Genomic DNA, 26,295 nt, shown 5'->3' on the forward strand with positions numbered 1-26,295 from the left:
ATCGAAGACGCTCATCCATGACCGAAGTCTCTCTCCACGGCATCTACACCTCCCGATAAAGTCGGAAAGTGTAACCCATGTCTCCGGTACGATTTGTCACCTATCTCTCAGGTCGCACAAATTTCCCGTATGTGTCATGCAAACCTATCGCAGCGCCGTTTTTGCAATGCGTTGAGCCAGGCGGCGCCTGCGACATCCGCATAACCGACCAGGCAGCGTGGTATATGCACCGCGCTGTCGTTCAATGCGTTGTTTGGGATCTGCAGCAGGATCGTCCAGCTATTCAAGACAAGATGGGGATGCGCGATAGGCGTAGATCGCTTTACCGCGATAGGCACCATTTGCCGGACTCCATGTCTCGACAAGGCTGGCTTTGTCCGCTTGGCAGGCAAAAGGACGCGTCGTAACAAAGAGGACCTCGTTAGCAACAGAAGCCGGCAGAGGAAATTCCTGCTCGTAATAGTTTTCAGGAAAGGCTTTCGGGCGCGGAGCGTAAAACCGAAAAGGCTCACTCCTCAGCGTATAGAAAAAGTCTGCATTGAGATCGCGGCTGTCCGTCACAATGACATTCAATCCGGTTTGCCGCGCCAGATATGCGACGTGGTGACTGATCTCCGCCCGACCGAGATAGCGCTGCATGATCTGCCGTCCGTTCGGAAGCGTGAGGCTCTGCGGAAAGATTGTCAGAAACGGAAAGACAAGACAGATGGCTCCGTTGATCCCGAAGGAGATGCGAAGCCCCTGCGGCCAAAGGCGCTCGAAAACAATAACCGCAAGGATCGTACCGGCCACATAGGCCGTCACAGCCCAATTTGCGTAGGCGCCACCGAGAAGAGCCTGCAAGGTAATGAGAAAAACTACCGGCACTGAAAGCAGGAGCAAGAGCTTTTCGTCTTCCTGACTTTTATTCCGCATGAGGCGCACGAGCGCCCAAAGAAGGGCAACAAACACGAGCGGTCCGACGACGGCAAATTGCGCCGCAAAGAAAGTGAGGCCGTCTGCGACCCTGATTTTGAAGTCGCCCCAATGCGCGATGTTCTGTGTGTGCCGGATGGTGGCATTGCTGTGCAAGGCGTTCCAGATCAGGTTGGGCGACACGGTAAGAGCAGCAGTTACCACCGCGACGAGAAAGTCGCGTATTGCAATTCGCGCGCGCGGGATAAGATACGGCGCTGTAGCTCCGCCCGGGAGCAGGAAAAGCAGAGCGTATTTGGAAAGGAAGGCAAGGCCAACGGCGGCACCGAAGCCTACCGCGCCACCAAGGGATGGCCTTAGCGTCAGCCGCAGATAAGCAAACAGCGCGAGCGCCACGAAGAAAAGCAGGACGACATCCGTTGAGAAAAAGACGGAGGAGAAGGCGACGCCCGGCAGCGTAATATAGGTCACGCCGACCCAGCCCTGGTTCCTGGAGCTGACGAAGCTCTGCGAAGCCCTCATGAGAAGTATGGCGGTTGCAGCATGCAAGATAGGCCCCGGCAGGCGCAGCCAGAATATATCGTTCGAGCCCGAAAGACTTGTTGAAAGCCACAGAACCCAGGCAATCATAGGCGGCTTTGAGTAATAGCCGAAATCAAGATGTTGCGACCAAAGCCAATACTGCGCTTCGTCAACGAAGAGGTTGGTTCTGTCGAAGAAAAGGCAGGCAACCCTGAAAACCGTCAGGGCAAGGATAATAAATAAGCCACGACTTACAGACATGGTGAGCGCTTTCGACTGAAAACTGCGCGCCCGATATATCGGCCTCGGCAAAAATGCCAGAGACCGGGCTATGCCGGATCGCGCAAATCCTCGTCATCAGCATTTTCAAGGCTGACCGCGGCTTTCTGGTCACGGTTTGCCTTGTCGAAGGCCTCGACAACCCAATCAAGAACGGCGGTGACATTCAAATCGCCGTTCGTTTCGATTGCCATCACCGGTGAAATGGCCATCGGTTTTGCGTGCCTTGCAAGTTCGACCAGTTCGGGGACATAGGCTAGGCCGGGATGGCCCGGGAGCCTTTCGGCGGCCCTAGCCGCATATCGCTCTCCGACAAGGTCCGGCGGCGCATGGCACCAAACTTCAGCAATTTTAGTCACCCCTGCGGTTTCGATGTGATCGCGCAGCACCTCCAACGGCTGAAATCCGAACCAAGCATCCACGATAAACGTAGAGCCGGGCGGCGCATCGCCGATGGTGGAAAAGATGGCTTTGTAGCTTGCCCGTCCCAAGACGCGGTTGAAGGGACGATCAACTCCGTCAATGAGCTCGAGAAAGGGGTTCTTGATCGTGTCGAGGGCCAGCAAAGGCCATCCGCTTCGCACGGAAAGCTCCCTTGCAAGCAGACTCTTTCCCGATGCCGGCACGCCATTGACCATAACGAGGCGCTTGCCCTCTTTGAGCACGGATCCCTTTTCAGCGCTGAGGTCCAGCGCCGCGAAACCTGCGCCGATGACACCGGCGTCGTCTTGTAAGGATGCGCAGCGTATGTCGATGTCGTACCAGCTCGGTTCAGCTGGTAGAAATTCCAACGCCTGGCAGGCAGCTGCGCCCATCCCACCGCCCAAGAGCACAAGCTCTGGATCGAATGCGGCCGAAAGGCTCTTGATAGCAGCACGCAGGGGAACGGCCCAGGCATGAATGACCGATATTGCTTGCCGATCGCCATCCCGTGCTTTGGCCAGGACATGTTCGAAGCGCGTATCGGCCTGGTAGCCGGCTTCTTTGATATGAAGCCCGAGCGCGGTGCCCGATGCCTCAGTTTCGACGCAGCCTTTTTGCCCGCAAAGGCAGGCCTTGCCGGCGCTATGGTTGACGATAATATGGCCGAATTGGCCGGCCGTCTTCTTGCCGTTGACAATACGACCGTCGTAAAGCACCGCGCCGCCGATGCCTGTTCCGATCGTCAACATCAGGACGTTGCGGATACCGGCTGCCGCGCCTACACGCGCCTCGCCGATCAAGGCCATGCTGCAATCATTGGCAACGATGGTGGGAAGATCGAAACAGCGCTCGATTTCGCCTTTCAAATCGACCTTCGACAGATCGAGATAGCCGCCGGAAAGAACAGCGCCGGTCCAGCCATCGACCCGACCTGGAACTCCGATCCCGATCGCCGCGACATCGTCCGCCCCTAAGGCGGTAATCAGGTTCTTGATAATCCGCAGAGCTTCATCGGGGCTTCGGCTGCCGGCAACGGCATGCTTTTGGACGATGGCACCATCATGCGAAATCTTGGCAGCTCGAATATTAGTGCCGCCGATATCTACACCTATTCCACAAAAGCCTGCTGACATGAGGCACTCTACGCGGCAACGCTTTGCTGGCGGTAACGGCGAATGATTGCCTGAAGGTCGCGCAAGCGAGACACGGCAACCGTCGAGAGTTTCTCGCGAGACACGTTCCGATCGAGCGAAATGCAATCTTTCCACAAGGAACGGCCGGCAATAACGCCGCAAGCGCCGTTTTTCATAGCCGCCTCGACTTGGCCCAGGAAGGTCTCGTGATCGACACCAGCAGAAAGGACGGCCCACGGAACGTCACCGGCAATGCGCGTTACTTCCGCGCAGGAGGCCTCAGACCCAGGATAAGGAAGTTTCAGCACCTTGGCGCCCGATGCCAGGCAGGCGCGGGTGCCTTCCTGGATAAGCATCGGGATCTTCGCCTCGTATTCTTCCTTGCTTTCGTTCTCCAAACGGTAGGTCAGGAACTCGACAACCAGAAGCAGGTCTTCGCTGGCGAAATCCTCGATCACGTTCTTCAAGGTTTGCAAATTTTCCGTATTGGCTGCCTCATGATCCATCCGCAGGTAAATCATGATCTTGCCGCCCGTGCCGCCCAGTTCGCGAACGCGGCGAGCATTAATTCCTTCCACCATCTTCGATATGCGGTAGCCTTCCGGCGTCGTATCATAGCCGGATGCGTCAATGCCGATCAGAAGCGCGGTATCGCGGGGCAAGATGTCCCGATCGATCAAGTGAGGAACGGCACAGATCGGATCAACGAGCACGCAACCAGCCTCTGAAGCAAGATAAAGCGCAATATCGGCCTTGGTGTCGCCAAGCACTTCATTGCTGATCTTCGCCTGCTCCTGCGGATCCGAAGCGAGAACTGCCCTCATTCCGCCGCGTTGATCGCAGGCAATCACCATCATCGAGCCCGTCTCGTCACAAATCTGTTGATAGCCCCGGCGTTCAGCGGTTGTCATTGCGGCCATGCTGTGATCCTCCTTAGAATGTATCGACACCGAAGGGGCCTGGGCCATTGGCGATACAGCCTTTTCCTCAGCATTCGGAGCCACTCGATCACGAGCAAAGTTTTCTGTCGTCGATTGAGTTCGATCTGGCTTCGGTGTAACTTCGATAGCGTGTAACACATTGCAGAAAGGAATTGCAAGCTGGTTCAGCGACCGATCAACGAATCTCCGGCGTCGCGCGCAACGCTTCATATGGTTGCCAAGCTTCACTACGAAGCCGACATGGCGCAGGTCGACATCGCCCGAAAGATCGGCGTGTCGACGGCGACAGTGTCACGATTGCTGCAAAAAGCCCGCGCGCTCGGTATCGTCAGGATCGAGGTTCTGGATATTGCAAGTCCGGAAGAGATGATGCGCGAGTTGGTCGACGTGCTCAAACTCAAACGCGCCGCCGTGATCGATCGTCCCTCAACGAGCGTTCTCGGTGCGCTGGCGGGACCGCTTGGCAAGCTTCTCAAGGAGGAAAATCTTTCACCCGGTGCCGTGATCGGTTTCGGATGGGGCCGCGCCGTGCGCGAGGTCCTGTCGGCAGGACTGCCGAAGATCCCCGGGACGTTGGCGGTGGCGTTGAACGGCGGCATGCAGCAAGCCGCGCCGCATTTTCAGATCAACGAGTTTGTGCGTCAGGCAGCCGAGCAACTTGGTGGCAGCGCCCACTTCCTGCATGCGCCATATCTTTCTTCGGCAGAATTGAGGGAAGCCTTCCTCAACGATCCTTCCGTGCGCGAAACAGTATCCCTCTGGGACCGGCTTGATTGCGCGATCGTCGGCATCGGACTGCCGCATGCCATCAATCCGCCGGAGGCGAGCGCTGCGACCGAGGATGAACAGGCCATTGGCGGCGCGGTTGGCGACGTCATCCGGCATTACGTCGACGTCGACGGAAAAATCCTGTCATGGGACGGCGAGGAGCGGATGATTGCGGCCTCGGTCGAGCAACTGCGTAAAGTGCCTCTCTCCGTTGGCGTTGCCGCTACGGTCGAAAAAGCTCCCGGGATCGTTGGTGCTGTGCGTTCAGGCATGATCAATGCCTTGGTCACCGACACTCCGACGGCTCAAGCAATTCTAGATTTTCTCTCAACATCAGAGGCTTAGATCTGAAGAACAGATACGATTTCAGTACGAAATAATTTTCTGGAATAAATTACTTGACGCGGAATTGAGCTTTGTTCCATGATCATGCGGCCGACGGGAACAGGAATTCGTCGGAAAGAAAGAATGAAGGCTGCTCGCATAGGGGAGGAAATTATGCAGCGTCGCTTATTCATGAAACAGGCATCTGCTCTTGCTGTTGGTGCGCCGATCGCCCTTGCTGCAACAAAATCTTATTCTGCCGACAAAAAATACTCCATCGCATTGATTCCTGGCCTCACCACTGACGCCTTCTACATCACCATGCGCAAAGGCGCTGAGGCGGCGGCAAAGGCCGTTGGTGCACAGATTGTCTTTCAGGGCGCGCCCGATTTCAATCCGGTGACGCAGGTGCCGGTTCTCGATGCTGTGATTGCGAAAAAACCGGATGCGATCCTGATCGCGCCGACGGACGTCAATCAGCTCATTCAACCGCTGAAAAAGGCTGCCGATGCCGGCATTCCGGTGATTACCGTCGATACCTTTATCGGCACGGGAAAATATCAGACCGGGTCCGGCGACGCAGATTTCCCGCTGGCCTATGTCGCATCGGACAACGTTCTCGGTGGTGCGATTGCTGCGCGCGCGCTTGCCAAAGCCGTTGGCGAGAAGGGCAAAGTCTATGTGTCCAACGTCAAGCCCGGCATCTCCACCACGGACCAGCGTGAGCTCGGCTTCAAGGAAGAGATGAAAAAGTTTCCGAACATCACCGTGCTGGAAACCCAGTTTAACGACGATGATGCGAACAAGGCCGCATCCCAGTTGCAGGCCGTCTATGCCCGGAACTCGGACCTCGATGGTGTGTTCGGTGCGAACTTGTTTTCCGCGCTCGGCGCTGCCAACGGCGTCCAGCAAGCCGGCCAGAGCGGCAAGATCAAGGTCGTTGCCTTTGATGCACCGACGTCGATCGTCGACAACCTAAAGTCCGGGCTGGTGGATCTTGCCATCGCCCAGCATCCGGCGGAAATCGGCTATTTCGGCGTGATTTCAGCCTATGCCCATCTGACCGGAAACTCGATTCCGACAACCATCGGCACCGGCTTTACGGTCATCGATAAGTCCAACGTCGCCGACCCGGCGGTCGCTAAGTTCATCTACTCCGATTAAGCCTCCGTGCGTGTCCCTCGGCGCTCGATGCAATATCGGTGCCGGGGGCTGCTATGTCCAAGAAGACGAATGCCCTTACCCGGCATCGTCGAGCTGTGCGGAATGATCAATGTCAGAACAGCAGGCTCTGTCGCCCGATGCGGCGGTTCAACCACCGAAACATGTTGCGCCACAGGCAGACCATGCCGATGTGAGCAAGACGATCATCCAGAAAATCGCGCAACTGCGTGCCTGGCTATTTCTTGGTGCGCTCATTGTCGTCTTTGAAATCTGGGCGCGTATCGATTTTGGCGGGACGTTTCTCGGCTCGCCTTTCAACTGGCAATCGGTGGCGGTCTTCGCCGTGGCGCCGCTGCTCCTGGCGACCGGCCAGACATTCGTCATCATTTCCGGCGGTATCGACCTTTCGGCCGGCTTTATCATGGGTCTTGCCGCTGTCGTTGCCGCCCACATCACCAATATCGCGGGGCTTTACCTGCCCTTGCCGCTGGCCATGCTGGTGGGCATCGTTGCGGCGATGTTGGCCGCGTCCGTTCCCGGAACGATCAACGGCCTGTTGATTTCCCGCCTGAAGGTACCTCCTTTCATCGGAACGCTCGGGATGTACGGCGTGGCGCGCGGCGCCGCGTTCCTTCTTGCCGCCGGAACGACGGTCCCGGTCAAGAACTCGTCTTTCGCCGAGCTTGGAAATGGCCGAATTTTCGGTATTCCGTATCTTGTGATCGTTACAATCTGCTTCGTGCTGATCATGCACTATCTGCTCAGCCAAACACGCTTTGGCCAGCATAACTATGCGATTGGCGCGAATGCGCAGGCAGCGCGGCGCGCAGGCATCGATATCAAGCGCCACCTTCTGAGGCTTTACGTCCTGTCGGCCGTGTGCGCTGGCCTTGGCGGAGCGCTTTATGCCGCCCGCTTCACGGCCGGTGCGGCGCAGGCCGGCGAACCGCTCTTGCTCGATAGCGTTGCAGCGGTCGTTATCGGCGGTGCAAGCCTGTTCGGCGGTTCAGGTACGATTGCCGGAACAGTCGCCGGGGCTCTCGTCATTGCCGTCATCCAGTACGGCCTCGTCTTCATGAATGTCGAACCCTTCTGGCAGTTCATCGCTGTTGGCGTCGTTATCATCATCTCGGTGTTGATCGACCAGGCACAGCGTCGGCTCAGCGGAGCGAAATACGATGAATAGCGCTCAACCTCTTCTGGAAGTTCGCAACCTCTCCCGCTATTTCGGCGCAGTCAAGGCTCTCGACGACTGCTCGATGGTGGTGCGCCCCGGCGAAGTGGTGGCGCTTGCCGGCGATAATGGTGCCGGCAAAACGACTATGATCAAGGCGATATCGGGTGTTTATCCGCCGACATCGGGTGAAATTCTCATCGAGGGGAAGCCAGTGTCATTCTCCTCACCGCAGGATGCGCGAGAAAAGGGCATCGAGACGATCTATCAGGATCTTGCCCTTGCAGATAACCTGACGATTGGCGCAAACATCTTCCTTGGCCGCGAGCCGGTGAAGAAACTCTTCGGGTTTCTTCCGGTCATCGATCGAAAAGCCATGGCAAATGCGGCGCGCGAAACGATGGCGACGCTCGATTTCCACGTCAAACGTCTGGACGCTCCCGTCAGCAATTTCTCGGGCGGGCAGCGCCAGGCTGTTGCCATCGGCCGGGCCGTCTATTGGAACGCGAAAGTTCTGATCATGGATGAGCCGACCGCAGCGCTCGGCGTGCCGGAACAGCGTAAAGTCGTGGCGCTGATAAAGTCCCTGAAGGCGCAGGGCCGCGGCGTCGTCTTCATCTCGCATAACATGCAGGACATCTTTGCCGTTGCGGACCGCATTGTCGTGCTCAGACGCGGCATCGTGGCGGGAGAGAGGAACATTGCCGACACCAACCACGACGAAGTCGTGAAACTGATGGTCGGCGGATAGCAGCAGGGTTCTCGACGCGGCGAGACAACATAGCTTGCGTTAAAGATTATGAATATTGGGGAATTGGCGGCTCGCTCGCTGAGCCGGCACTGTTTTTCATGAAGGAGCTTTCGATGTTTGGGCTGGATGGACGGAAAATCTTGGTGACCGGCGCGAGCGGGGGCATTGGCGGAGCCACCGTTCGTCAACTGGTTGATGCCGGCGCTCAAGTCTATGCTAGCGGACGCTCCGTCGAGGCCTTGAAAACGCTGTCTTCACAGACTGGCTGCGAAGTTCTTCCCTTCGATCTAGCCTCCGAGGACAGCATCAAGGGTGCCCTCGATGGGCTGGACGTATGGGGCGTTGTCAATTGCGGCGGCTTCGGCGGCGAGATCGCAACGCCGATGGAAACCGATATCTCCGTGTTCGACCATGTCATCAGCGTCAACGCACGCGGCGCGTTGCTCGTCATCAAATATGCCTCCCAGGCAATGATCCGGGCCGGCAAGGGAGGCTCGATCGTCAATGTCTCGAGCCAAGCATCCCTTGTCGGCCTGGCTGGGCATATTTCCTATGGATCGTCCAAAGCGGCCCTCGACAATATCACCAGGGTTTCGGCCTTGGAGCTTGGAAAGTACAATATCCGCGTCAACAGCGTGAACCCGACGGTAGTAATGACAGAAATGTCGGCCTTTTACTGGGGTAGACCTGATATCGGGGAGCCCTTCCTCAAGCAGATGCCACTCGGCCGGTGGGCAACGGAGGACGAGATCGCAGCTCCGATCGTCTTCCTGCTCGGCGATGGTGCTTCTATGATTTCAGGCGTATCGCTGCCGATCGATGGCGGCTTTACCGCTTGCTGACAAGATCAGGCGCATCATCGTGAGATAAAAAGCAGAACGATGATGCTGGATCTCTTGAAACTTTGGGGTTCATATCCCAGATCAATCAGGACCCGCTAGTCCGGGCCCCTCTGGCGAGAGAATCGGCGCTCTCGTGATGTCGGACTACTACCCGACACACGTGCCGACCAGAGGAATACAGCATGGACATGTCCGTGTTTTTCGTCGAGTGGCTTGGTAAGCCGCTCTGGATGTGGGCAAGCTTCCTGGCTCTCGTCCTTGCCATCTTGTCATTCGACCTTGGCATCCTTCACAAGAAGAACAAAGAAATAGAAATCAGCGAGAGCATCAAGCTCTCAGCGTTCTATATAGCGCTCGGTCTCGCCTTCGGCGGCTGGGTCTGGTGGTATTTGGGATCTGACGCCGGCCTTGCCTATATGACGGGCTTCGTCGTTGAAAAAACCCTGGCGTTGGATAACGTCTTTGTCATTGCGCTGATCTTCTCGTTCTTCGCCGTGCCGCGCCTTTACCAGCACCGCGTTCTGTTCTGGGGTATCCTGGGCGTCATCGTCTTACGCGCGATCATGATTGGCGTCGGCGCGACACTGGTCGCCGAATTCTCTTGGGTTCTTTATATCTTCGCCGCCTTTCTGATCTTCACCGGCATCAAGATGCTGGTCATGAAGGAGGCCGAGCCGGATGTCTCAAAGAACGCGGTCGTCCGCTTCATGCGCAGCCGGTTCAACGTCACGGATGAACATCATGGCGAACATTTCTTCGTCAAGCAGCAGAACCCGAAGACTGGTAAGCTGTCGTGGTTCATGACGCCGCTCTTCATGGCGCTGGTCTTGATTGAAGTCGCCGACGTTGTCTTTGCCGTCGATTCCGTGCCCGCGATCTTCGCGATCACCACCGACCCGTTCATCGTCTACACGTCCAATATCTTCGCCATCCTTGGCCTGCGTGCACTTTACTTTGCCCTGGCAGCGATGATCCACCGCTTCCGCTATCTGAAGCCTGCGCTGGCGGTGGTTCTGGTCTTTATCGGCTCCAAGATCTTCGTTGCTGATCTTCTCGGCCTCGAAAAATTCCCCGCCGCGCTGTCGCTCGCCATCACCTTCGGCATCATCATCAGCGGCGTCGTTTGGAGCCTATTGAAGACGCGCAACCAGCCGGCTTCTTAAGATCTGCCGAAAGATGCTCGAGCCGACGCATTGGGGCGTCGGCATCGAAAAAACCGCTGAAGTCCAACTCTTCGTTTTCATAGGAGGCAAAAACAATGTCTGAATTTTTTGCATGGATCTTCTCCATACTGGTCGTTTCCCCGCTTCAGGCGGATATTGCCGAGCAGACGCGCAATGCCGGCGCGACACTGAACATCATCCAGCAGTCGCAACAATGCATCGCCTCTCAAGCACCCAAGCTGATCGAGCGTGCCGGGAATGACATGTGGTGGGCAAGCACGACCGCGATCGGCGTCACGGCAGGCTGGACAGATCCTGTTTCTCTTCTCGATCGGCGCGATCCTGCCTGTTCGGCTCTCGTCGGACTGATCAAACAACCGGGAGACGATGTTTGAGACGAAATGCAGAAACTGCCCTCATCCGAAAGGAAGAGCGAATGAGAGATGATAGCGCGACACCCGATAGAGGGCAGGAAGGCGTTGCCTCAAGCCGCCTTCGCGATGTCGCAAAGCTCGCGCGGGAAGATGGCGGCCTTTCGATTTCGGAAATCATTGCCGTCATGGGCCCCGCCGGCAAAGCCTTCACCATCCTTGTTCTCGCACTGCCCGCGCTGACGCCCATTCCTGGACCGTTTGGCATGGTGTTCGGCACGGCGCTGGCGCTGGTCTCGCTTCAAGTGGCAACAGGCCGCGAGACTTTGTGGTTGCCGAACATATTGGGAAAACGCCGCCTGTCCGCACGCGTTCTGGAGATTATCGTCAACCACACTCTGCCGCTGGTCTCCAAGGTCGAGCGCGTCGTGTGCTCGGGCAGGCTGAAAAGCCTCACCGGTCGGAAGGCAGAAGCGCTTATTGGCATCCCTGTCTTTCTTCTGGCCGTGGCGATTGCTCTGCCTATTCCCTTTGGCAACTTCTTGCCGGTTATTGCCGTCATGACCCTTGCCGTAGGTCTAATGGAGCAAGATGGCTTGGTGACCCTTATCGGGCTTGGCATGACCTTGCTGGCGGTCATCGCAACCATATTCCTGCTTTACGGGGCAGCATCGCTCGTCAGCGGAATCGGAGCCTAAGGCACGGTCGTAAGATGAATGACTTATGCGGGCTCTATTCTGTTACAAACGCAGGGGCCCGCGATCGACACCGCAATCTCTGTGGCGCGATCGATGGCCCTGGGGGAAGAAGCCGTGCCTTCCAGGAAAACCATGCCGGCCATCTCGCGAACACGAATTGACGAATTTTCAAGTCCATCCGAATAGGCAAGAGTCGTTGCAATTGTCTCTGCCGTTTCTGCGAGCTTAGAGGCAACTGAACGTGTCGTAGATGTCAAAATAGAGAACATGGAACACCTCCTGCTAGCTCAACGCCGGCAGGAAAAATTTGTTCATATTCCATTCATAAAGCAGCTATCTTTTTGAAAGGACAATGCTTTTACACGCTCAGGATGTGATCGACACGATCTTCACTACCAAAAACTTTGAGGTATCGGTCGACCTCGCCTGGATCGCCCGTCGCCTTTTGCGGGTTATCTGACAGCTTGACAGCTGGTCTTCCATCCGCATCACTCACCTTGCAAACGATGGAAATCGGGTGAAGCCCAGAAATCTCTGTCGGGGCGCAGCCGGTAAAGTCGTTGGTGAGGTTCGTACCCCAGCCGAAGCTCATACGCACACGGCCCTCAAAATGCTTATAGGTATCGATGATGGCGTCGACATCGAGGCCATCGGAGAAAATGAGAAGCTTCTGGCGTGGATCGCGCCCCATCTTCTTCCACCAGGACACGATCTTTTCGCCGCCCTCGATCGGCGGGGCGCTGTCAGGGCGAAAGCCCGTCCAGTCGGCGACCCATTCAGGAGCGTCACGCAAGAAGGCGGCCGTGCCGAAGGCGTCTGGAAGAACAATCAGCAGATTGCCGCCGTAGAGCTTGTTCCAGTCCTGCAAAACCTTGTACGGCGCCTTGCGCAAGTCTTCGTCACTGGTTGCAAGGGCTGCCGCGACCATCGGAAGTTCATGGGCATTTGTCCCAACCGCTTCAAGATCGGAATCCATAGCCAGCAATACATTGCTGCTGCCGGTAAAAGCCGGGCCGATGCCTTCCTTTAGTGCTTCCACGCACCAGCGCTGCCACAGGAAGCTGTGCCGCCGCCGGGTTCCAAAATCGGAAATGCGCAGATCGGGCAATTCCCGGAGCCGCTCAACCTTCGACCACATCTTGGCTTTCGCGCGGGCATAGAGCACGTCCAGCGTAAAGGGCCCGAGCGCTCGCATCGCCGAGCGTGAACGCAGCTCATTGATGATCGCCAAGGCCGGAATTTCCCACATGGTCGTCTCCTTCCACGAACCGTGGAAGTCGAGGACGTACTGTCCATCGCGCCGTGACAGTTCATACTCAGGCAGCTGAAAATGCGACAACCAAGCCAAGAACTCCGGCTCGAAAATCTGGGCACGGCCATAAAAGCTGTTGCCCGCAAGCCAGATCATTTCCTTTTTGGACAGACGCAGCGAGCGGGCATGATCGAGCTGTTCGCGCAGTTCGCCTTCGTCGATTTCGTCTGTCAGTCTCACACGTTTGGTGCGGTTGATCAGCGTAAACGTCGCGTTGACATCCGGATAAAGCTTCCAGATCATCTGCAACATCAATAATTTATAGAAATCCGTATCAAGGAGGCTGCGAACTATCGGATCGAGTTTCCAGGTGTGATTATAAACGCGCCGCGCAATATCCGTCTTCATTCAAGATCCGCCCAAGTCCCTCGTCCGGAGAGCCCGGCCCCTGCTCAAACCGCCGCAATGACAGTTCCGCCAATTCCCACTGTCGCTTCTCCTCGATATCGGATCGCGACGCCTCGGCAGATCCCTAAGTTCGATCTGTCGGGTCTTTATCGGAAAGTCGGATTAGAATGTCCAGCCCTCAGAATGAGAAAGGCTCTGCCGCAAATGCGACAGAGCCCAATGGTGTTTTCGGCAACTTGCAGCGAGTGAGTTAAATGCCATTACCGGGATCCGAGCGGCTGTGCCGGAGGATTGGTCGCCGACGGCTTGTTCGCATCGGTCGATTGGGTCGTCGATTGAGGCTGCGCATTTTCCTCTTGCTTGTTCCCCCAGATCTCCACAGGGATCCAGACGATAAACGCAAGCACCAACGCCGATATCAGCACTGTAAGAATTCGCTTTCCCGTATTGCCTTGCTTAGCTGCAACGGGGCTGATCTCCTGCTCTATGTGCAGACGACCGTCTTCCTTGCGTTCGACGTGGCTTTCCATTTGCGTCGCCATCTTCGCCTCCTCTATCAGAGGGCGCTATTCGCCCCTGAAAACGTCTGAAGACTCAACGGGCAGGAGAATGGAATGTTCCGAGGGATCAGTAGCCGGCCCTTCGGTCGACCAGAAATTCCAGAGGCTGTCCGCTTTCAAACCGGCCAATCTGTCTTTCGACATGCGCAAATAGGGCCTTCTCGTCAGAAACCGCCGCATCGTGTGGTGTGATGAAGACATTGTCGAGATCCCACAAGGGGCTGCCGGGCGCCAAAGGTTCGACCTCGAACACGTCAAGAGAAGCGCCGCCCAAGATGCCATCGTTGATTGCTGAAACGATGTCGGCCTCCACTTGACTGCCGCCACGGCCAGCGTTCAGAAAAACCGGTCGGCCAAGCGCGCCGTCGTGTCTCAGCTTTTCAAACAGGCCACGGTTGTAAAGGCCTTTCGTTTCCGCCGTCAGCGGTAAAAGCCCAACAAGAATATCGGTTTGGTGAAGAAAAGCGTCGAGCTCCTCGCTGCCATAGGTTTCGACGCCGGGAACGGCTTTCTTGGAGCGCGACCATCCGGCTACGTTGAATCCAAGCGTCGTCAATTTCATCGCAGCATCCTGGCCGAGAACGCCCATACCCATAATACCAACCGTCACGTCCGCCGCCTCTGGAGGAACCATGTCACCCCATTGGTGGTGGCGCTGGGCCTTTTCGTGCGCGTGCTGGCCTCGCAGATGCATCAGGCAATGCAATACGACCCATTCGCTCATCCGAGTTGTCAAGCTGTGGTCTACGAAGCGGACAATGGGAATATCGGGTAGATTTGGTATTCGCAGAATACTGTCGACGCCAGCACCGCCGCAAAAGATGACCTTCAGGTTGGTCGCACGCTGGAAGAGGTCGGCGTCCGGCTTCCACACCAGCGCATAATCAATGGACGAAAGGTCTGTATTGCGGCTTTCCGGGTCGGCAAGATTGATACTTCCACGATCCTCAAAGGCTGTCTCAAGAAGCGCAGCAAGACGCTCCGGGTTGAACTTCAGATCGACGAGAACGGGTGAAGGCACGGGATTCACATCTTATTGTTGGACGGCCGGGATTGAAGACGCCTCAATATGAAAGGCGGCGGCAAGGAGCGCCTTGGTGTAATCATCCTTGGGCGCATTGAAAATTTGCGCTGCCGGACCCTGCTCCACCACTTTGCCAAACCGCATGACAATGAGGTAGTTGGCAAGCGCCTTAACGACCTTGAGGTCGTGGCTGATGAAGAGATAGGCGAGATCATGACGCCGCTGGAGATCGCGCAGCAGGTCCACGACCTGCGCCTGTACGCTCATGTCGAGCGCCGAGGTTGGCTCGTCCAGCATCACAAAGCGCGGCTTCAAAACCATGGCGCGGGCGATCGCGATGCGTTGACGCTGACCGCCGGAAAATTCATGCGGATAACGAAAGCGGGTTGCAGGATCCAAGCCGACCTCTTGCAGAGCCCAGCAGACGCGCTGATCGCGGTCTTGATGCGAGAGCTCGCGCTCATGAACCTTAAGTCCTTCCGCAATGATGTCGCTGACGGACATACGCGGGCTGAGCGAACCGTAGGGGTCCTGGAACACGACTTGCAACTGGCGTCGCAGCGGGCGCATTTGCGAAAATGAATAGCCCGCTATGTCTTTTCCAAGGAATGCAATGCGGCCCTGCGAGGAGATCAGCCGTGTCAGGGCAAGCCCGAGCGTTGTCTTACCGGACCCCGATTCACCGACGACGCCGACCGTCTGACCAGCACGCATAGCAAGATCGATGCCGTCGACAGCTTTGACGTGATCGCTGACACGGCGCAGGAACCCAGTCTTGATCGGGAACCAGACCTTGACCTGCTCACCCTCCATTACAACCGGCTTCGTCACATCGATGGCCGGCGGCTCACCGCGCGGTTCTGCGGCTAGCAAATGCTTCGTATAATCATGCTGGGGGGAGTTGAAGACCTCCTCGACTGTTCCGGTCTCAACGATCTTTCCCTTGGTCATCACGCATACACGGTCGGCGAACCGCCGCACGATCCCAAGATCGTGCGTGATGAACAGCATGGACATGCCGTGTTCACCCTTAAGATTGCGCAAAAGTTCGAGGATCTGCGCCTGTACAGTGACGTCGAGCGCCGTGGTCGGCTCATCGGCAATCAGAAGTTCGGGCCGGTTGGCGAGCGCCATGGCAATCATCACACGCTGGCGCTGGCCTCCGGAGAGCTCATGCGGATAGGCCTTCAGTCTTTTTTCCGCTTCACGAATTCCGACCTGGTTCATCAGTTCGAGAACACGGCGACGCGCAGGCTCGCCCGTCAGGCCTTGATGCAGCGCAAGCACTTCAGCAATCTGCTTTTCGATCGGATGGAGCGGATTGAGGGAGGTCATCGGCTCCTGAAAGATCATCGTGATATCGTTGCCACGCACCGAACGCATCTCCTTGTCGGAGACCTTCAGCAGATCTTTCCCCTTGAAGAGGATTTCGCCAGAAGGATGGCTGGCGGCTGGATATTGCAACAGGCGAAGAACGGAGTTCGCCGTCACGGATTTCCCTGATCCGGATTCGCCCACCAAGGCCATCACCTCGCCCTTGGCGATATCGAACGAGACGCGGTCGACAGCAAGCGATGTCGCGCCCCCTTGATGGAAGGCGACGGACAGATCACGAACCGATAACAAAGCCTCAGACACGCGCATAGAGTTCAAACAGATATCTCCCTCATCGGAACGTCTTGCGCGGGTCGAAGGCGTCACGGGCCGCCTCCCCAATGAAAACCAACAACGACAGCATGATCGACATAGTTAGGAAGGCTGTGATGCCGAGCCATGGCGCTTGAAGATTGGCCTTGCCCTGCGCAATCAACTCACCCAGCGAAGGCGAACCTGGTGGCATGCCGAACCCGAGAAAGTCGAGCGAGGTCAAGGTTGTGATGGAGCCTGACAGGATGAACGGCAGGAAGGTCAAAGTGGCTACCATGGCATTCGGCAAAAGGTGCCGCCACATGATGGTTCGATTACCAACACCGAGAGCTCTGGCAGCGCGCACATATTCGAAGTTTCGCGCCCTTAGGAATTCTGCCCTGACGACACCGACGAAACCGACCCAGGAAAACAACAGCATGACGCCCAAGAGCACAAAGAAGCCCGGCGGCAGCATGGCGGCGATAATTAACAAGATGTAGAGTACCGGCATCGAGGACCAAATCTCGATGAAGCGCTGCATCAAGAGATCAGTCCAGCCGCCGAAATAGCCCTGGACTGCGCCAGCAAGCACGCCAACGATTGCAGAGCAAACCGTCAGCGTCAGACCAAACAGAACGGAAATGCGAAAACCGTAAAGAACTCTTGCGAGTACATCGCGTGCTTGATCGTCGGTGCCGAGCCAGTTCATATTCCCGAGCGTACAATTTGGATCTTTCGCCCCCTGCGGATAGCCGGCACAGCGCTCATCGGGGCTCATCATCCAAAAAGGCGCCGTTGGCGCGGAATGAGGGATGTTTGAATTGGCGGATCGGTACGAGTAATGGATCGGCGGCCAAATCATCCATCCGTGAGCATTGATCTCTTCTGAGATTACGTCCGAACGGTAATCGGTTTCCGCCAGAAACCCTCCGAACTTCTCTTCCGGATAATTCACAACAACCGGAAACAGGATCTCGCCTTTGTAATAGGCGATGATCGGTCGGTCATTGGCAATGAACTCCGAAATCAGGGACAGGAAGAACAAGATTAGGAAAAGCCAAAGCGACCAGTAGCCGCGACGATTGGCTTTAAAATTCTGCCAGCGCCTGCGATTGGTCGGTGAAAACAGGCCGCGGCGCGGTGGAGCGACCGGACCGGACGTTGCATTGACCGCGTCCATCACACTTCCCTCCGCTCAAAGTCGATGCGGGGATCGATCCAAGTATAGATCAGATCCGACAGGAGACTGACGAAAAGACCAAGTAACGAAAAGATGTAGAGTGTTGCAAAGACGATTGGATAGTCCCGATTCACAATCGACAGATAACCGAGACGGCCAAGACCGTCCAAGGAGAAGATATTTTCGATCAAGAGCGAGCCAGTGAAGAAAGCCGAAATGAATGCACCCGGAAAGCCCGCGATGATGATCAGCATGGCATTGCGGAACACATGACCATAAAGGACCTGCCGCTCGTTCAAACCTTTCGCCCGCGCCGTCACGACATATTGCTTGCGAATTTCCTCGATGAAAGAGTTCTTGGTCAAAAGCGTGGTTGTTGCGAAGGCCCCGAGCACGAGTGCAGTCAAGGGCAGCGTCAGATGCCAGAAGTAGTCGACAATCTTTTGCCACCAGGTCAATTGATCGAAATTATCTGACACGAGGCCGCGCAACGGGAACCAGTCATAAAAAGACCCGCCGGCAAAGAGAACGATCAACAAGATACCAAACAGAAAGCTCGGCACGGCATAACCGATGATGACGATTCCCGAAGTCCAGACATCGAATGTCGAGCCATCGCTGATCGCCTTGCGGATACCGAGGGGGATCGAGATAGCATAGGAAAAGATCATGATCCACACGCCGAGCGAGACCGAGACCGGGAGCTTGTCTTTAATCAAGTCGAGTACGGGCGTATTGCGGAAGAAGCTCTCGCCGAAATCGAAGCGAATGTAGTTCCACATCATATCCAGAAAACGGGTCAGAGGCGGCTTGTCGAAGCCGAACTGTTTTTCAAGTTTCTTGATGAACTCCGGATCCAGGCCCTGTGCGCCACGATATTTCGAGCTATCGTCGAAAGCCTGACCGCCCATCACATCGCCGCCGCCGGACAAGCGGGCATCTGCGCCTTGCCCATCGCCAGTAATTTGAGAAATCACCTGCTCAACTGGACCGCCTGGCGCAAACTGAATGACCAGAAAAGAGATTCCCATGATGCCGATGATGGTCGGGATCATCAGAAGCAGGCGGCGCAAGATATATGCAGCCATCAGATGTCATCCCTCGATATCAGGATATGTGACAGTTCCGGTCCTTGTTTAATCAACCCTCAGCCCTTCCAGTCGGCCGCCGGCATTTCGCCACTGCGCCCCGATTCGCCTATTTATTGGGAGCGCAGGCTCGTTCGCAAGACACGCGGTCTCACTTTGCATCTTTCGACCACCATATGTCGGGAAAACCGATCGCATATTCCGGCAGCTCTGCCGGACGCGCCAGCTTATCAGAATAAGCAAAGTTCTGCGTTCTGGCATAATAGAGAGGGACGACATAGTGCCTTTCTAAAAGCACGCGATCCATGGCTTTGACGGGAGCTACCTGCTCTTCGCGGTTTGGGGCGAAAATGATCATCTTGACCAAGGCATCGACCGCAGGATCGGCAATACCGGCATAGTTGTGCGAGCCTTGCTGATTGACTGATTTGGAGCCCCAATAATCAACTTGTTCATTGCCAGGGTTCAGCGTCTGCGCCCAGACATACCAGGTCATATCGAAGTCGAAGCTGCGCATGCGGCTGACATACTGCGATGCATCCACCGTGCGCACGCGCGCATCGATGCCGATTTTCCGCAGGTTATTGGCATAGGGGACTGCAGCCCTTTCCAGAGCGGCGCTGTTCAAAAGAATTTCAAACGAAAGCGGTTGGCCCGTCTTCGTGTTGACCATCCGGCTGCCCTTGATGTCGTAACCAGCTTCTTTCAAGAGCGCCACCGCCTTGCGCAGGTTGTCGCGGCTCTTCTGCGGATCACCGCCGATAGGGTTGGCATAAGGCTTCGTAAAGATCTCTGACGGCACTTGATCCTTCATGCCGTTGAGGATCTCGAGCTCGCGGCCTTGCGGCAAGCCGGACGAGGCAAGCTCGGTGCCATAAAAGAAGCTGTCGCAGCGCTGATAAGCACCGAAAAACACGGTTCGATTCAACTCCTCGAAGTCGAAGGCGTAATTCAAAGCTTCGCGCACACGTTCGTCCTTGAACATGTCGCGCCGCATGTTGGGAACCATGGCCTGCATGATGCCGACGCCGCGTAGCCCGTTCGGTAGCTGTTCACGCTTGAGGCGCCCATCTTTGACTGCGGGAAAATCATATCCGGTGGCCCAGCGGCTAGCCTGATTTTCCTGCCAGAAATCGATGTTGCCGCCTCGAAGAGCCTCGAACTCGACGGCGCGATCGCCGAAGAAGGTCACGGAGATGGTTCTGAAATTGTTCTGGCCGACATTCACATTGATGTCCCGACCCCAATAGTCGTCGCGCCGCTCATAGGTCACTTTGCTGCCGGCGGAGAAAGACGCGATTTTGTAGGGACCCGACCCCATGACCGGCTCCAGCGTGGTCTTGGAGATATCGCGCTGCGTGCCATCTGCCGCTTTTCCTTCCCACCAAGCTTTTGGAACAACGACCAACTGACCGAGAATGTTGGGAAGCTCCTTGTTGCCTTTTTCGTCGAAGGTGAAGGTCACGTCTCGCGGGCCGGTCTTTTCCGCCTTGGTCACGTGTCCATAGTAATTGGACGCCAGCGGGTTGAGCTCCTTGCTCTTGTCGAAGCTGAAGATGACATCTTCGACCGTCACGGGCGACCCGTCTGCCCATTTTGCCTCCGCTCTCAGGCGGAAAGTGGCACTTGAGACATCGTCAGGAAAGCTGACCCCTTCGGCCAAAAGGCCGTAGGACGTCAGAGCCTCGTCGAGGGACGACTTCATGAGTGTTTCAAATACGAGCGAATTTTGAATGGTGGGGCTTGGGGCGACGCCAGCGGGCGCGCTCCCTTTGCCAAGGATGGGGTTGAAGCTATCGAAGGTCCCCGTCTGCGAAAGCTGAAGGTCGCCACCCTTGGGGGCGTTCGGATCTACATAGTCGAAATGCGCGAAACCTGGCTTGTACTTGACTTCGCCGATCGAGGAAACGCCGACGCGAAATTGCGGCTCCTGTGCCGAGGCAGGGGAAAGCGAGATTGCCATCCCAAAGATCATCAAGAGTAAACCCAGCCTCGATCGCGCCATTCAAACCACCTTTTCATTTTTCCTGCAGCTTAAAGCGAATGTCGGCGAAAAGCAGGAACGGAATGAATTTTTTTAAATAAATGCAATCGCATTGATCCTTTTCAGATGCATCTGCCCTGCAGACGGCACCAATGGCAAAGACATCGGTTTGCGATGCGGGCAAATCAGTCTAGGTTCCCGGCTACCGCTTTGCGGATCAGGCGCGCTTTTCAGGATTGCTATGATTTTCACGAATGCTTCTCCCTTTGGTGTCATTGTCCGTTTCGCCGTATCGGGCATCATTGCCGCAGGTGTCATGGCGGCCGATGCCATGGCCCAGCAAAAGCAACCGAGCCCTGGGAGCGCAAAAGCGCTTTTCGGTGCAGTACAATTGCCAAGCAATCAAGAATCGCAGCCGATCGGCTTTTACGCCAAAGGCTGCATGGCCGGCGGCGTCGCGCTGCCCGCCGATGGTCCGACATGGCAGGTCATGCGCATGTCGCGCAACCGTCGCTGGGGCAATCCAGCAACGATTGCGCTGATCGAAAAGCTCTCGCGCGATGCGCGCCAAGACGGCTGGCCGGGGCTTCTCATCGGAGACATGTCCCAGCCGCGGGGCGGCCCGATGTTCAATGGCCATGCATCGCATCAGATCGGTCTCGATTTCGATGCCTGGTTCAGACCGATGCCGGCGCAGCGCCTGACAATTGCCGAACGCGAAACCTATCCCTTCGTGTCGCTGCTTCAGAAAAACAAGTTCCTGACCGTCGATGACAGACTTTGGACGCAGGCGCATGCGCGCTTGCTGATGCGCGCGGCGAGTTATCCTGAAGTAGAGCGCATCTTCGTCAATCCTGCCATCAAGAAAAAGATGTGCGACACCTGGAAAGGCGACCGCACCAACCTTGGCAAGATCCGCGCGCAATACGGTCACGACGAACACTTCCATGTCCGCTTGCACTGCCCGCCTGGTGCCACGGCCTGCAAACCGCAGGCGCCGGTTGCGCCGGGGGATGGCTGCGACAAGTCGCTGGCTTGGTGGTTCAGTCCTGCGCCCTGGGCGAAGCCAAAACCCCCAGTGCCCGGTGCGCCGCCGCCAAAGCCGCCGCGCGAGGTAATGGTTTCGGATCTGCCGGCAGCCTGCGCAGCCGTGCTGCACGCGCCGTCAATCTCGCCGGCAAAGGCAAAAGCCTATGGCGTCGAAGGCGCGCCCAGCGCCAGCCGGGCACAGCCTTCAAGAAACGCGAACGTTCCACAAGCGGAGGTGCCGGTGCAGGAGGATCAGCCCTCGGCGGAGTAAGCACGGGCTGTCGGCGCCAATGCATGTCGCGTCGGATCGTCTCATTCGTGCGATGCGAACAGACATAAGATCGAAATCCTGCAGTGATTTGCCAATAAACGAATTGCGGATCGCTACAGAGTGTCGTTGCCGACAGTTCTTCTCCAAGCGCTTCACGCTGCCGCTTTCAAATCCCTGATGTCTCGTATAGAAGCGGACCAAACGATTGAAATAGGGACTGTCATGGCCGGATGCATCGCGTTGATCGCGCATGATCAGAAAAAGGACGATATGGCAGCCTTTGCCCAGCGCAATGCAGATACGCTTCGTCCCTGGGCGATCGTGGCGACAGGAACGACCGGCGGCCGCGTTCTGGATGCCGCGCCCGATCTCAATGTTACGCGGCTGAAAAGCGGGCCTTTGGGCGGCGACCAGCAAATCGGCGCCATGATTGCGACCGGGAATATCGACGCACTGATCTTCTTCGTCGATCCGCTGACGCCGATGCCCCATGATGTCGACGTCAAAGCGCTGATGCGTCTTGCCATCGTCTATAACATTCCCATGGCGCTGAACGAGGCGACAGCGGAAAAACTTCTTCCTACACTTCGTGCCTGAGACGTCAGGACACTTCAGAACGGGTTACGCCATGTCCAGCAAGATCGACAATGCCATGCCTTTTCCCATCATGATCGGCGATATCGGCGGGACAAACGCCCGCTTTTCGATCATTCATGATGCGCAGGCCGAGCAGGTGCATCTACCGAATATCCGTACGGCAGACTTTGAGACGATTGACGAGGCCATCCGCCAGACGGTGCTTCCAAATGTAAAGCAAGCGCCCCGTTCGGCGATTCTGGCTTTGGCAGGCCCCATCAACGGCGACGAAGTTCCTCTGACCAATTGCGACTGGGTCGTTCGTCCGAAGACCATGATCGCTGGCCTCGGCTTTGAGGACGTCCTGCTCCTCAACGATTTTGAAGCACAGGCTTTGGCCATCGCCGACCTGACGGATGAGCATCTCGAGCGCTTGGGTCCGGTCTCCGGTCACCGGGTGGATTCACGCCTCGTCCTTGGACCTGGCACAGGTCTTGGCGTCGGCGGCCTCATTCATATCGAGGACAGGTGGATCCCTGTTCCGGGCGAAGGCGGCCATGTCGATCTTGGTCCTCGTACTGAGCGCGATCTTCAAATCTTCCCGCATCTTGAAACCATAAAGGGCCGCATCTCGGCCGAACAGGTGATCTGCGGGCGCGGTATCGTCAACCTCTATCGGGCGATCTGCAAGGCCGACGGCAAGCAAGCACTCTATGCCGATCCGGCTGACGTGACATCGCATGCTCTTGCCGGTTCCGATCCACAGGCGGTCGAAACACTTTCGCTGTTTGTCACTTATCTCGGCCGCATTGCTGGGGATATGGCGATGATTTTCATGGCGCGCGGCGGCGTTTACCTTTCGGGCGGTATTTCTCAAAAGATCCTGCCGGCTTTGCAAGGCCCGGAATTTCGCGCAGCATTCGAGGACAAAGCGCCGCACAACGCCCTTATGGCAAGCATTCCCACCTATGTCGTCACCTACCCGCTGGCAGCCCTATCCGGCCTTGGTTCCTACGCGCGGCGACCCGAACGCTTCGGTGTGTCGACAGATGGACGCCGCTGGCGGGCGTGAGTGCCGAAGTCCCGCATCACGGTGCGGGCTCTAGCCAATCAGACCGTGAGCGATTATAGAGCCGCAGGTCCTGCAATCCGCGGACCTGCCTATCGCAAGACAGGAAGCCGAATTATTGCAGCGAACCAACAGCCGCAAAACGACCGTTGATAGTGACACCGTCACCAGTGTCCTGAAACGTGTTATTGCCGAAAACGGCCGCGAACACATTAGAGGTTACGCCTTTGCCATTGTTTGCCTGATCATCGTCGCTTTATCGACGGCGTTTACCGCTTGGATCATGCGGGCAATCATCGACCAAGCCTTTGCCAACCGCCGCGCCGATGTCGTCTGGATCATCTGCCTTTCCATCTTCATCGCGTTCGTGATGCGCGGCTTTGCAAGCTATGGTCAAGCGGTGGCTTTGTCGAAGATCGGCAACAACATCGTTGCCACCTACCAGCGCCGGCTTTACGCCCACTTGATGACGCTCTCAGTGGGCTTCTTCAACGAGGCGCGTTCGGCACAGATTGCGGCACAGGTCAGCCAGAACGTCAGCGGGATCCGCGACGTCCTCAACCTGACGATTACCTCAACTGTACGCGATCTCCTGACATTCGTGTCGCTGCTCGGCGTCATGATCTTTCAGGACTGGCGCCTCAGCTGCGCGGTCTTCATCCTTGCGCCGCCTCTTCTTTTGACGTTGCGCTATCTTTCCAAACGGCTGCGCACGGCGACGAAGGAAGCCATCCACGTCAACAGCCATGTGTTGGGCGCCATGCAGGAGACGATCCAAGGTATTTCCATCGTCAAAGCCTTTACGATGGAAGAAGAGCTGGAAAACAAGGTTAACAAACTGATCACATCGGCGGAACATCGCGCCAACCGCATCGCGCGCTTGTCCGAACGAAATACGCCGCTGACCGAAAGCTTTGCTGGCTTTGCTGTTGCGAGCGTTCTCGCCTATGCCGCCTATCGTTCGATTTATCATAATATACCGCCGGGGGCCTTCTTCTCCTTTGTCACGGCGCTCCTGCTTGCCTACGACCCGGCACGCCGGCTTGCCAAGCTGCAGGTCCAGATGGAGCGTGCCGTCGTCAACGCGAAAATGATTTACGACATTCTCGACATGGAGCCGCGCCAGCGCGATAAACCCGACGCCCGGCCGCTCTCCGTCAGCGATGCCAAGATCGAGTTTAAAAACGTCGTCTTCGCCTATGGTAAAGAACCGGTCCTCAGCGACGTCAGCTTCACGGCAGAGGGTGGCAGGACGACAGCGCTGGTCGGCCCGTCCGGTGCGGGGAAATCGACGGTCATCAACCTTATCCCGCGGTTTTTTGACCCGTCGGACGGCGAAATTCTGATCGATGGGCAGGATATTGCCCATATCACGAAGCAGTCGCTGCGCCAGCAATTGGCCTATGTGTCCCAGCAGCCTTACATGTTCGAAGGCAGTATCCGCGACAACATCCGCTATGGCAGGCCCGAGGCCACGGATGCGGAGGTGGAGGAAGCGGCCCGTCTCGCCTTTGCACATGATTTCATCCTTGCTCAGCCGGAAGGATACGATACGCCCGTGGGTGAAAACGGCGTCACTCTGTCCGGCGGCCAGCGCCAACGGCTATCCATCGCACGAGCGCTGGTGCGCAATGCGCCGATCCTGCTTCTCGACGAGGCGACCTCTGCGCTCGACACGGAATCGGAAGCGGCGGTGCAGAAGGCGCTCGATATCGCAATGCGCGGACGCACGGTGGTGGTCATTGCTCACCGGTTGTCAACCATCAAGCGCGCCGACAAGATTGTCGTGATGCAGCAAGGACGTGTGGTCGAAGAAGGCACGCATGAGATGCTTGCGAACCGCGTGGACGGGCTCTACGCTCGCCTCAACAACCTTCAAGCTCCCAGTGGGAGTGCCGATCACCAGCATGGAGAACTTCAAGCGAAATGAACGATGCTCCCATGAAGCTGGTGGTTGTCGGCGCAAGTGGACGGATGGGGCAGAGCCTGATCCGCCTCATTCATGAGACCGATGGCGTAACGCTCCATGCCGCAGTCGGCCGTCCCGGCTCGCACTTTATTGGCCAGGACGCTGGCGAATTGGCCGGGCTTGGCAGGATTGGTGTGACGATCAGCGATGATCCGCTGACAGCTTTCCTGGAGGCAGAGGGTGTCGTCGACTTTACGACTCCCGCGACGACCAATGTCTTTAGCGAATTGGCAGCTCAGGCGCGCATCGTTCATGTCATCGGTACCACAGGATGCTCGCTTGACGACGAAGCAAGGATTGCGGCGGCAGCCCGTCACGCGCGCGTCGTCAAGTCGGGCAATATGAGCCTTGGCGTCAATCTTCTCAGCGTCTTCGTGGAACAAGCAGCCAAGGCGCTTACGCCTGCGGCCTGGGATATCGAAGTCCTCGAAATGCATCACAAACGGAAAGTCGATGCGCCCTCGGGCACTGCGCTGCTTCTCGGGCAAGCTGCCGCACGCGGTCGCGGTATCGATCTTGCCTCAGCTTCCGTGCGGGTCAGGGATGGCCATACCGGTGCCCGCGAAAGCGGGACAATTGGCTTTGCCACCTTGCGTGGCGGGTCGGTCGTTGGCGAACATTCAGTCTATTTCGCAAGCGAAGGCGAGTTGCTGACGCTCTCGCATAGCGCCGGCGATCGTTCAATTTTCTCTCGCGGCGCAATCGCTGCCGCCCTTTGGGCGCGCGACAAAAAGCCCGGCCTTTATTCCATGCTCGACGTGCTCGGCCTCGCCGGCGCCTGATTTTCT

General features: G+C 56.9%; 24 protein-coding genes. 13 read left to right on the forward strand and 11 right to left on the reverse strand.

The features are described from left to right. Window positions 1-279 precede the first annotated feature (279 nt). From VQ830_RS23375 to VQ830_RS23385, 3 genes are all read right to left on the reverse strand, one after another. On the reverse strand, window positions 280-1,698 hold the full coding sequence (locus VQ830_RS23375) for an ArnT family glycosyltransferase (protein WP_337270573.1): 1,419 nt from the start codon (window positions 1,696-1,698) through the stop codon (window positions 280-282). A 68-nt stretch (window positions 1,699-1,766) separates the two neighbouring features. Further along, window positions 1,767-3,272 (reverse strand): ROK family protein, encoded by a 1,506-nt coding sequence (locus VQ830_RS23380; RefSeq protein WP_337270574.1) that lies wholly within the window; start codon window positions 3,270-3,272, stop codon window positions 1,767-1,769. Window positions 3,273-3,280: 8 nt separating this feature from the next. Beyond that, window positions 3,281-4,192: a tagatose-bisphosphate aldolase gene (locus tag VQ830_RS23385; RefSeq protein ID WP_337270575.1), complete on the reverse strand. Its 912-nt coding sequence runs from the start codon at window positions 4,190-4,192 to the stop codon at window positions 3,281-3,283. A 231-nt stretch (window positions 4,193-4,423) separates the two neighbouring features. Between VQ830_RS23385 and VQ830_RS23390 the strand changes: the two genes are divergently transcribed. The 8 genes from VQ830_RS23390 (at window position 4,424) to VQ830_RS23425 (ending at window position 11,468) form a co-directional block, all read left to right on the forward strand. After that, window positions 4,424-5,326: a sugar-binding transcriptional regulator gene (locus VQ830_RS23390; RefSeq protein WP_337270576.1), complete on the forward strand. Its 903-nt coding sequence runs from the start codon at window positions 4,424-4,426 to the stop codon at window positions 5,324-5,326. A gap of 153 nt (window positions 5,327-5,479) precedes the next feature. Then, window positions 5,480-6,469, forward strand: coding sequence for an ABC transporter substrate-binding protein (locus VQ830_RS23395; protein WP_337270577.1), 990 nt, complete (start codon window positions 5,480-5,482; stop codon window positions 6,467-6,469). A gap of 109 nt (window positions 6,470-6,578) precedes the next feature. Next, the gene (locus VQ830_RS23400) at window positions 6,579-7,655 is read left to right on the forward strand and encodes an ABC transporter permease subunit (protein ID WP_337270578.1); all 1,077 of its coding nucleotides are present in this window, start codon (window positions 6,579-6,581) and stop codon (window positions 7,653-7,655) included. Beyond that, the gene (locus VQ830_RS23405; protein WP_337270579.1) at window positions 7,648-8,394 is read left to right on the forward strand and encodes an ATP-binding cassette domain-containing protein; all 747 of its coding nucleotides are present in this window, start codon (window positions 7,648-7,650) and stop codon (window positions 8,392-8,394) included. Before VQ830_RS23400 ends, VQ830_RS23405 begins: the two co-directional genes overlap by 8 nt. A 113-nt stretch (window positions 8,395-8,507) precedes the next feature. Continuing rightward, window positions 8,508-9,236, forward strand: coding sequence for an SDR family oxidoreductase (locus VQ830_RS23410; protein WP_337270580.1), 729 nt, complete (start codon window positions 8,508-8,510; stop codon window positions 9,234-9,236). 188 nt (window positions 9,237-9,424) lie between these two features. Then, the gene (locus VQ830_RS23415; protein ID WP_438618593.1) at window positions 9,425-10,399 is read left to right on the forward strand and encodes a TerC family protein; all 975 of its coding nucleotides are present in this window, start codon (window positions 9,425-9,427) and stop codon (window positions 10,397-10,399) included. A 95-nt stretch (window positions 10,400-10,494) separates the two neighbouring features. Then, the gene (locus tag VQ830_RS23420; RefSeq protein ID WP_337270582.1) at window positions 10,495-10,794 is read left to right on the forward strand and encodes a hypothetical protein; all 300 of its coding nucleotides are present in this window, start codon (window positions 10,495-10,497) and stop codon (window positions 10,792-10,794) included. Window positions 10,795-10,835: 41 nt separating this feature from the next. Further along, window positions 10,836-11,468, forward strand: a complete 633-nt coding sequence (locus tag VQ830_RS23425; protein ID WP_337270583.1) for an exopolysaccharide biosynthesis protein — start codon at window positions 10,836-10,838, stop codon at window positions 11,466-11,468. A gap of 23 nt (window positions 11,469-11,491) precedes the next feature. Here the strand turns inward: VQ830_RS23425 and VQ830_RS23430 are convergent, their stop codons facing one another. The 8 genes from VQ830_RS23430 to VQ830_RS23465 all read right to left on the reverse strand — a co-directional run bounded on the left by VQ830_RS23430 (window position 11,492) and on the right by VQ830_RS23465 (window position 20,614). Next, window positions 11,492-11,737, reverse strand: coding sequence for a BON domain-containing protein (locus tag VQ830_RS23430; RefSeq protein ID WP_337270584.1), 246 nt, complete (start codon window positions 11,735-11,737; stop codon window positions 11,492-11,494). An 89-nt stretch (window positions 11,738-11,826) separates the two neighbouring features. Continuing rightward, window positions 11,827-13,128 carry a nicotinate phosphoribosyltransferase gene (gene pncB, locus VQ830_RS23435; RefSeq protein WP_337270585.1) on the reverse strand — a complete coding sequence of 434 codons (1,302 nt, stop codon included), beginning with the start codon at window positions 13,126-13,128 and terminating at the stop codon, window positions 11,827-11,829. Between the two features lie 260 nt (window positions 13,129-13,388). After that, complete coding sequence (locus VQ830_RS23440) at window positions 13,389-13,670, reverse strand: flagellar basal body-associated FliL family protein (protein ID WP_337270586.1); 282 nt, start codon at window positions 13,668-13,670, stop codon at window positions 13,389-13,391. Window positions 13,671-13,755: 85 nt separating this feature from the next. Next, window positions 13,756-14,718 carry a 2-hydroxyacid dehydrogenase gene (locus tag VQ830_RS23445; protein WP_438618567.1) on the reverse strand — a complete coding sequence of 321 codons (963 nt, stop codon included), beginning with the start codon at window positions 14,716-14,718 and terminating at the stop codon, window positions 13,756-13,758. Between the two features lie 3 nt (window positions 14,719-14,721). Next, a complete protein-coding gene (locus tag VQ830_RS23450) occupies window positions 14,722-16,356 on the reverse strand; it encodes an ABC transporter ATP-binding protein (protein WP_337270664.1) in 1,635 nt (544 codons plus the stop codon). Between the two features lie 22 nt (window positions 16,357-16,378). Next, a complete protein-coding gene (locus VQ830_RS23455) occupies window positions 16,379-17,521 on the reverse strand; it encodes an ABC transporter permease (protein WP_337270588.1) in 1,143 nt (380 codons plus the stop codon). Next, window positions 17,521-18,609: a microcin C ABC transporter permease YejB gene (locus tag VQ830_RS23460; RefSeq protein WP_337270589.1), complete on the reverse strand. Its 1,089-nt coding sequence runs from the start codon at window positions 18,607-18,609 to the stop codon at window positions 17,521-17,523. The genes VQ830_RS23455 and VQ830_RS23460 overlap by 1 nt, the downstream gene beginning before the upstream one ends. A gap of 151 nt (window positions 18,610-18,760) precedes the next feature. Next, the gene (locus VQ830_RS23465) at window positions 18,761-20,614 is read right to left on the reverse strand and encodes an extracellular solute-binding protein (protein ID WP_337270590.1); all 1,854 of its coding nucleotides are present in this window, start codon (window positions 20,612-20,614) and stop codon (window positions 18,761-18,763) included. A gap of 220 nt (window positions 20,615-20,834) precedes the next feature. Here VQ830_RS23465 and mepA point away from each other — a divergent pair, with 220 nt between their 5' ends. The 5 genes from mepA to dapB all read left to right on the forward strand — a co-directional run bounded on the left by mepA (window position 20,835) and on the right by dapB (window position 26,289). Further along, window positions 20,835-21,893, forward strand: coding sequence for a penicillin-insensitive murein endopeptidase (gene mepA / locus VQ830_RS23470; RefSeq protein WP_337270591.1), 1,059 nt, complete (start codon window positions 20,835-20,837; stop codon window positions 21,891-21,893). A 222-nt stretch (window positions 21,894-22,115) separates the two neighbouring features. Next, window positions 22,116-22,490 carry a methylglyoxal synthase gene (locus VQ830_RS23475; RefSeq protein ID WP_337270592.1) on the forward strand — a complete coding sequence of 125 codons (375 nt, stop codon included), beginning with the start codon at window positions 22,116-22,118 and terminating at the stop codon, window positions 22,488-22,490. 31 nt (window positions 22,491-22,521) lie between these two features. Beyond that, the gene (locus VQ830_RS23480) at window positions 22,522-23,541 is read left to right on the forward strand and encodes a glucokinase (RefSeq protein WP_337270593.1); all 1,020 of its coding nucleotides are present in this window, start codon (window positions 22,522-22,524) and stop codon (window positions 23,539-23,541) included. A 115-nt stretch (window positions 23,542-23,656) separates the two neighbouring features. Beyond that, on the forward strand, window positions 23,657-25,468 hold the full coding sequence (locus tag VQ830_RS23485) for an ABC transporter ATP-binding protein (RefSeq protein ID WP_337270594.1): 1,812 nt from the start codon (window positions 23,657-23,659) through the stop codon (window positions 25,466-25,468). Continuing rightward, window positions 25,465-26,289 (forward strand): 4-hydroxy-tetrahydrodipicolinate reductase, encoded by an 825-nt coding sequence (dapB, locus tag VQ830_RS23490; protein WP_337270595.1) that lies wholly within the window; start codon window positions 25,465-25,467, stop codon window positions 26,287-26,289. Before VQ830_RS23485 ends, dapB begins: the two co-directional genes overlap by 4 nt. The last annotated feature ends 6 nt before the right edge of the window (window positions 26,290-26,295 follow it).

It is taken from the genome of Oryzifoliimicrobium ureilyticum (assembly GCF_037199735.1).
Lineage (GTDB): Bacteria > Pseudomonadota > Alphaproteobacteria > Rhizobiales > Rhizobiaceae > Rhizobium > Rhizobium ureilyticus.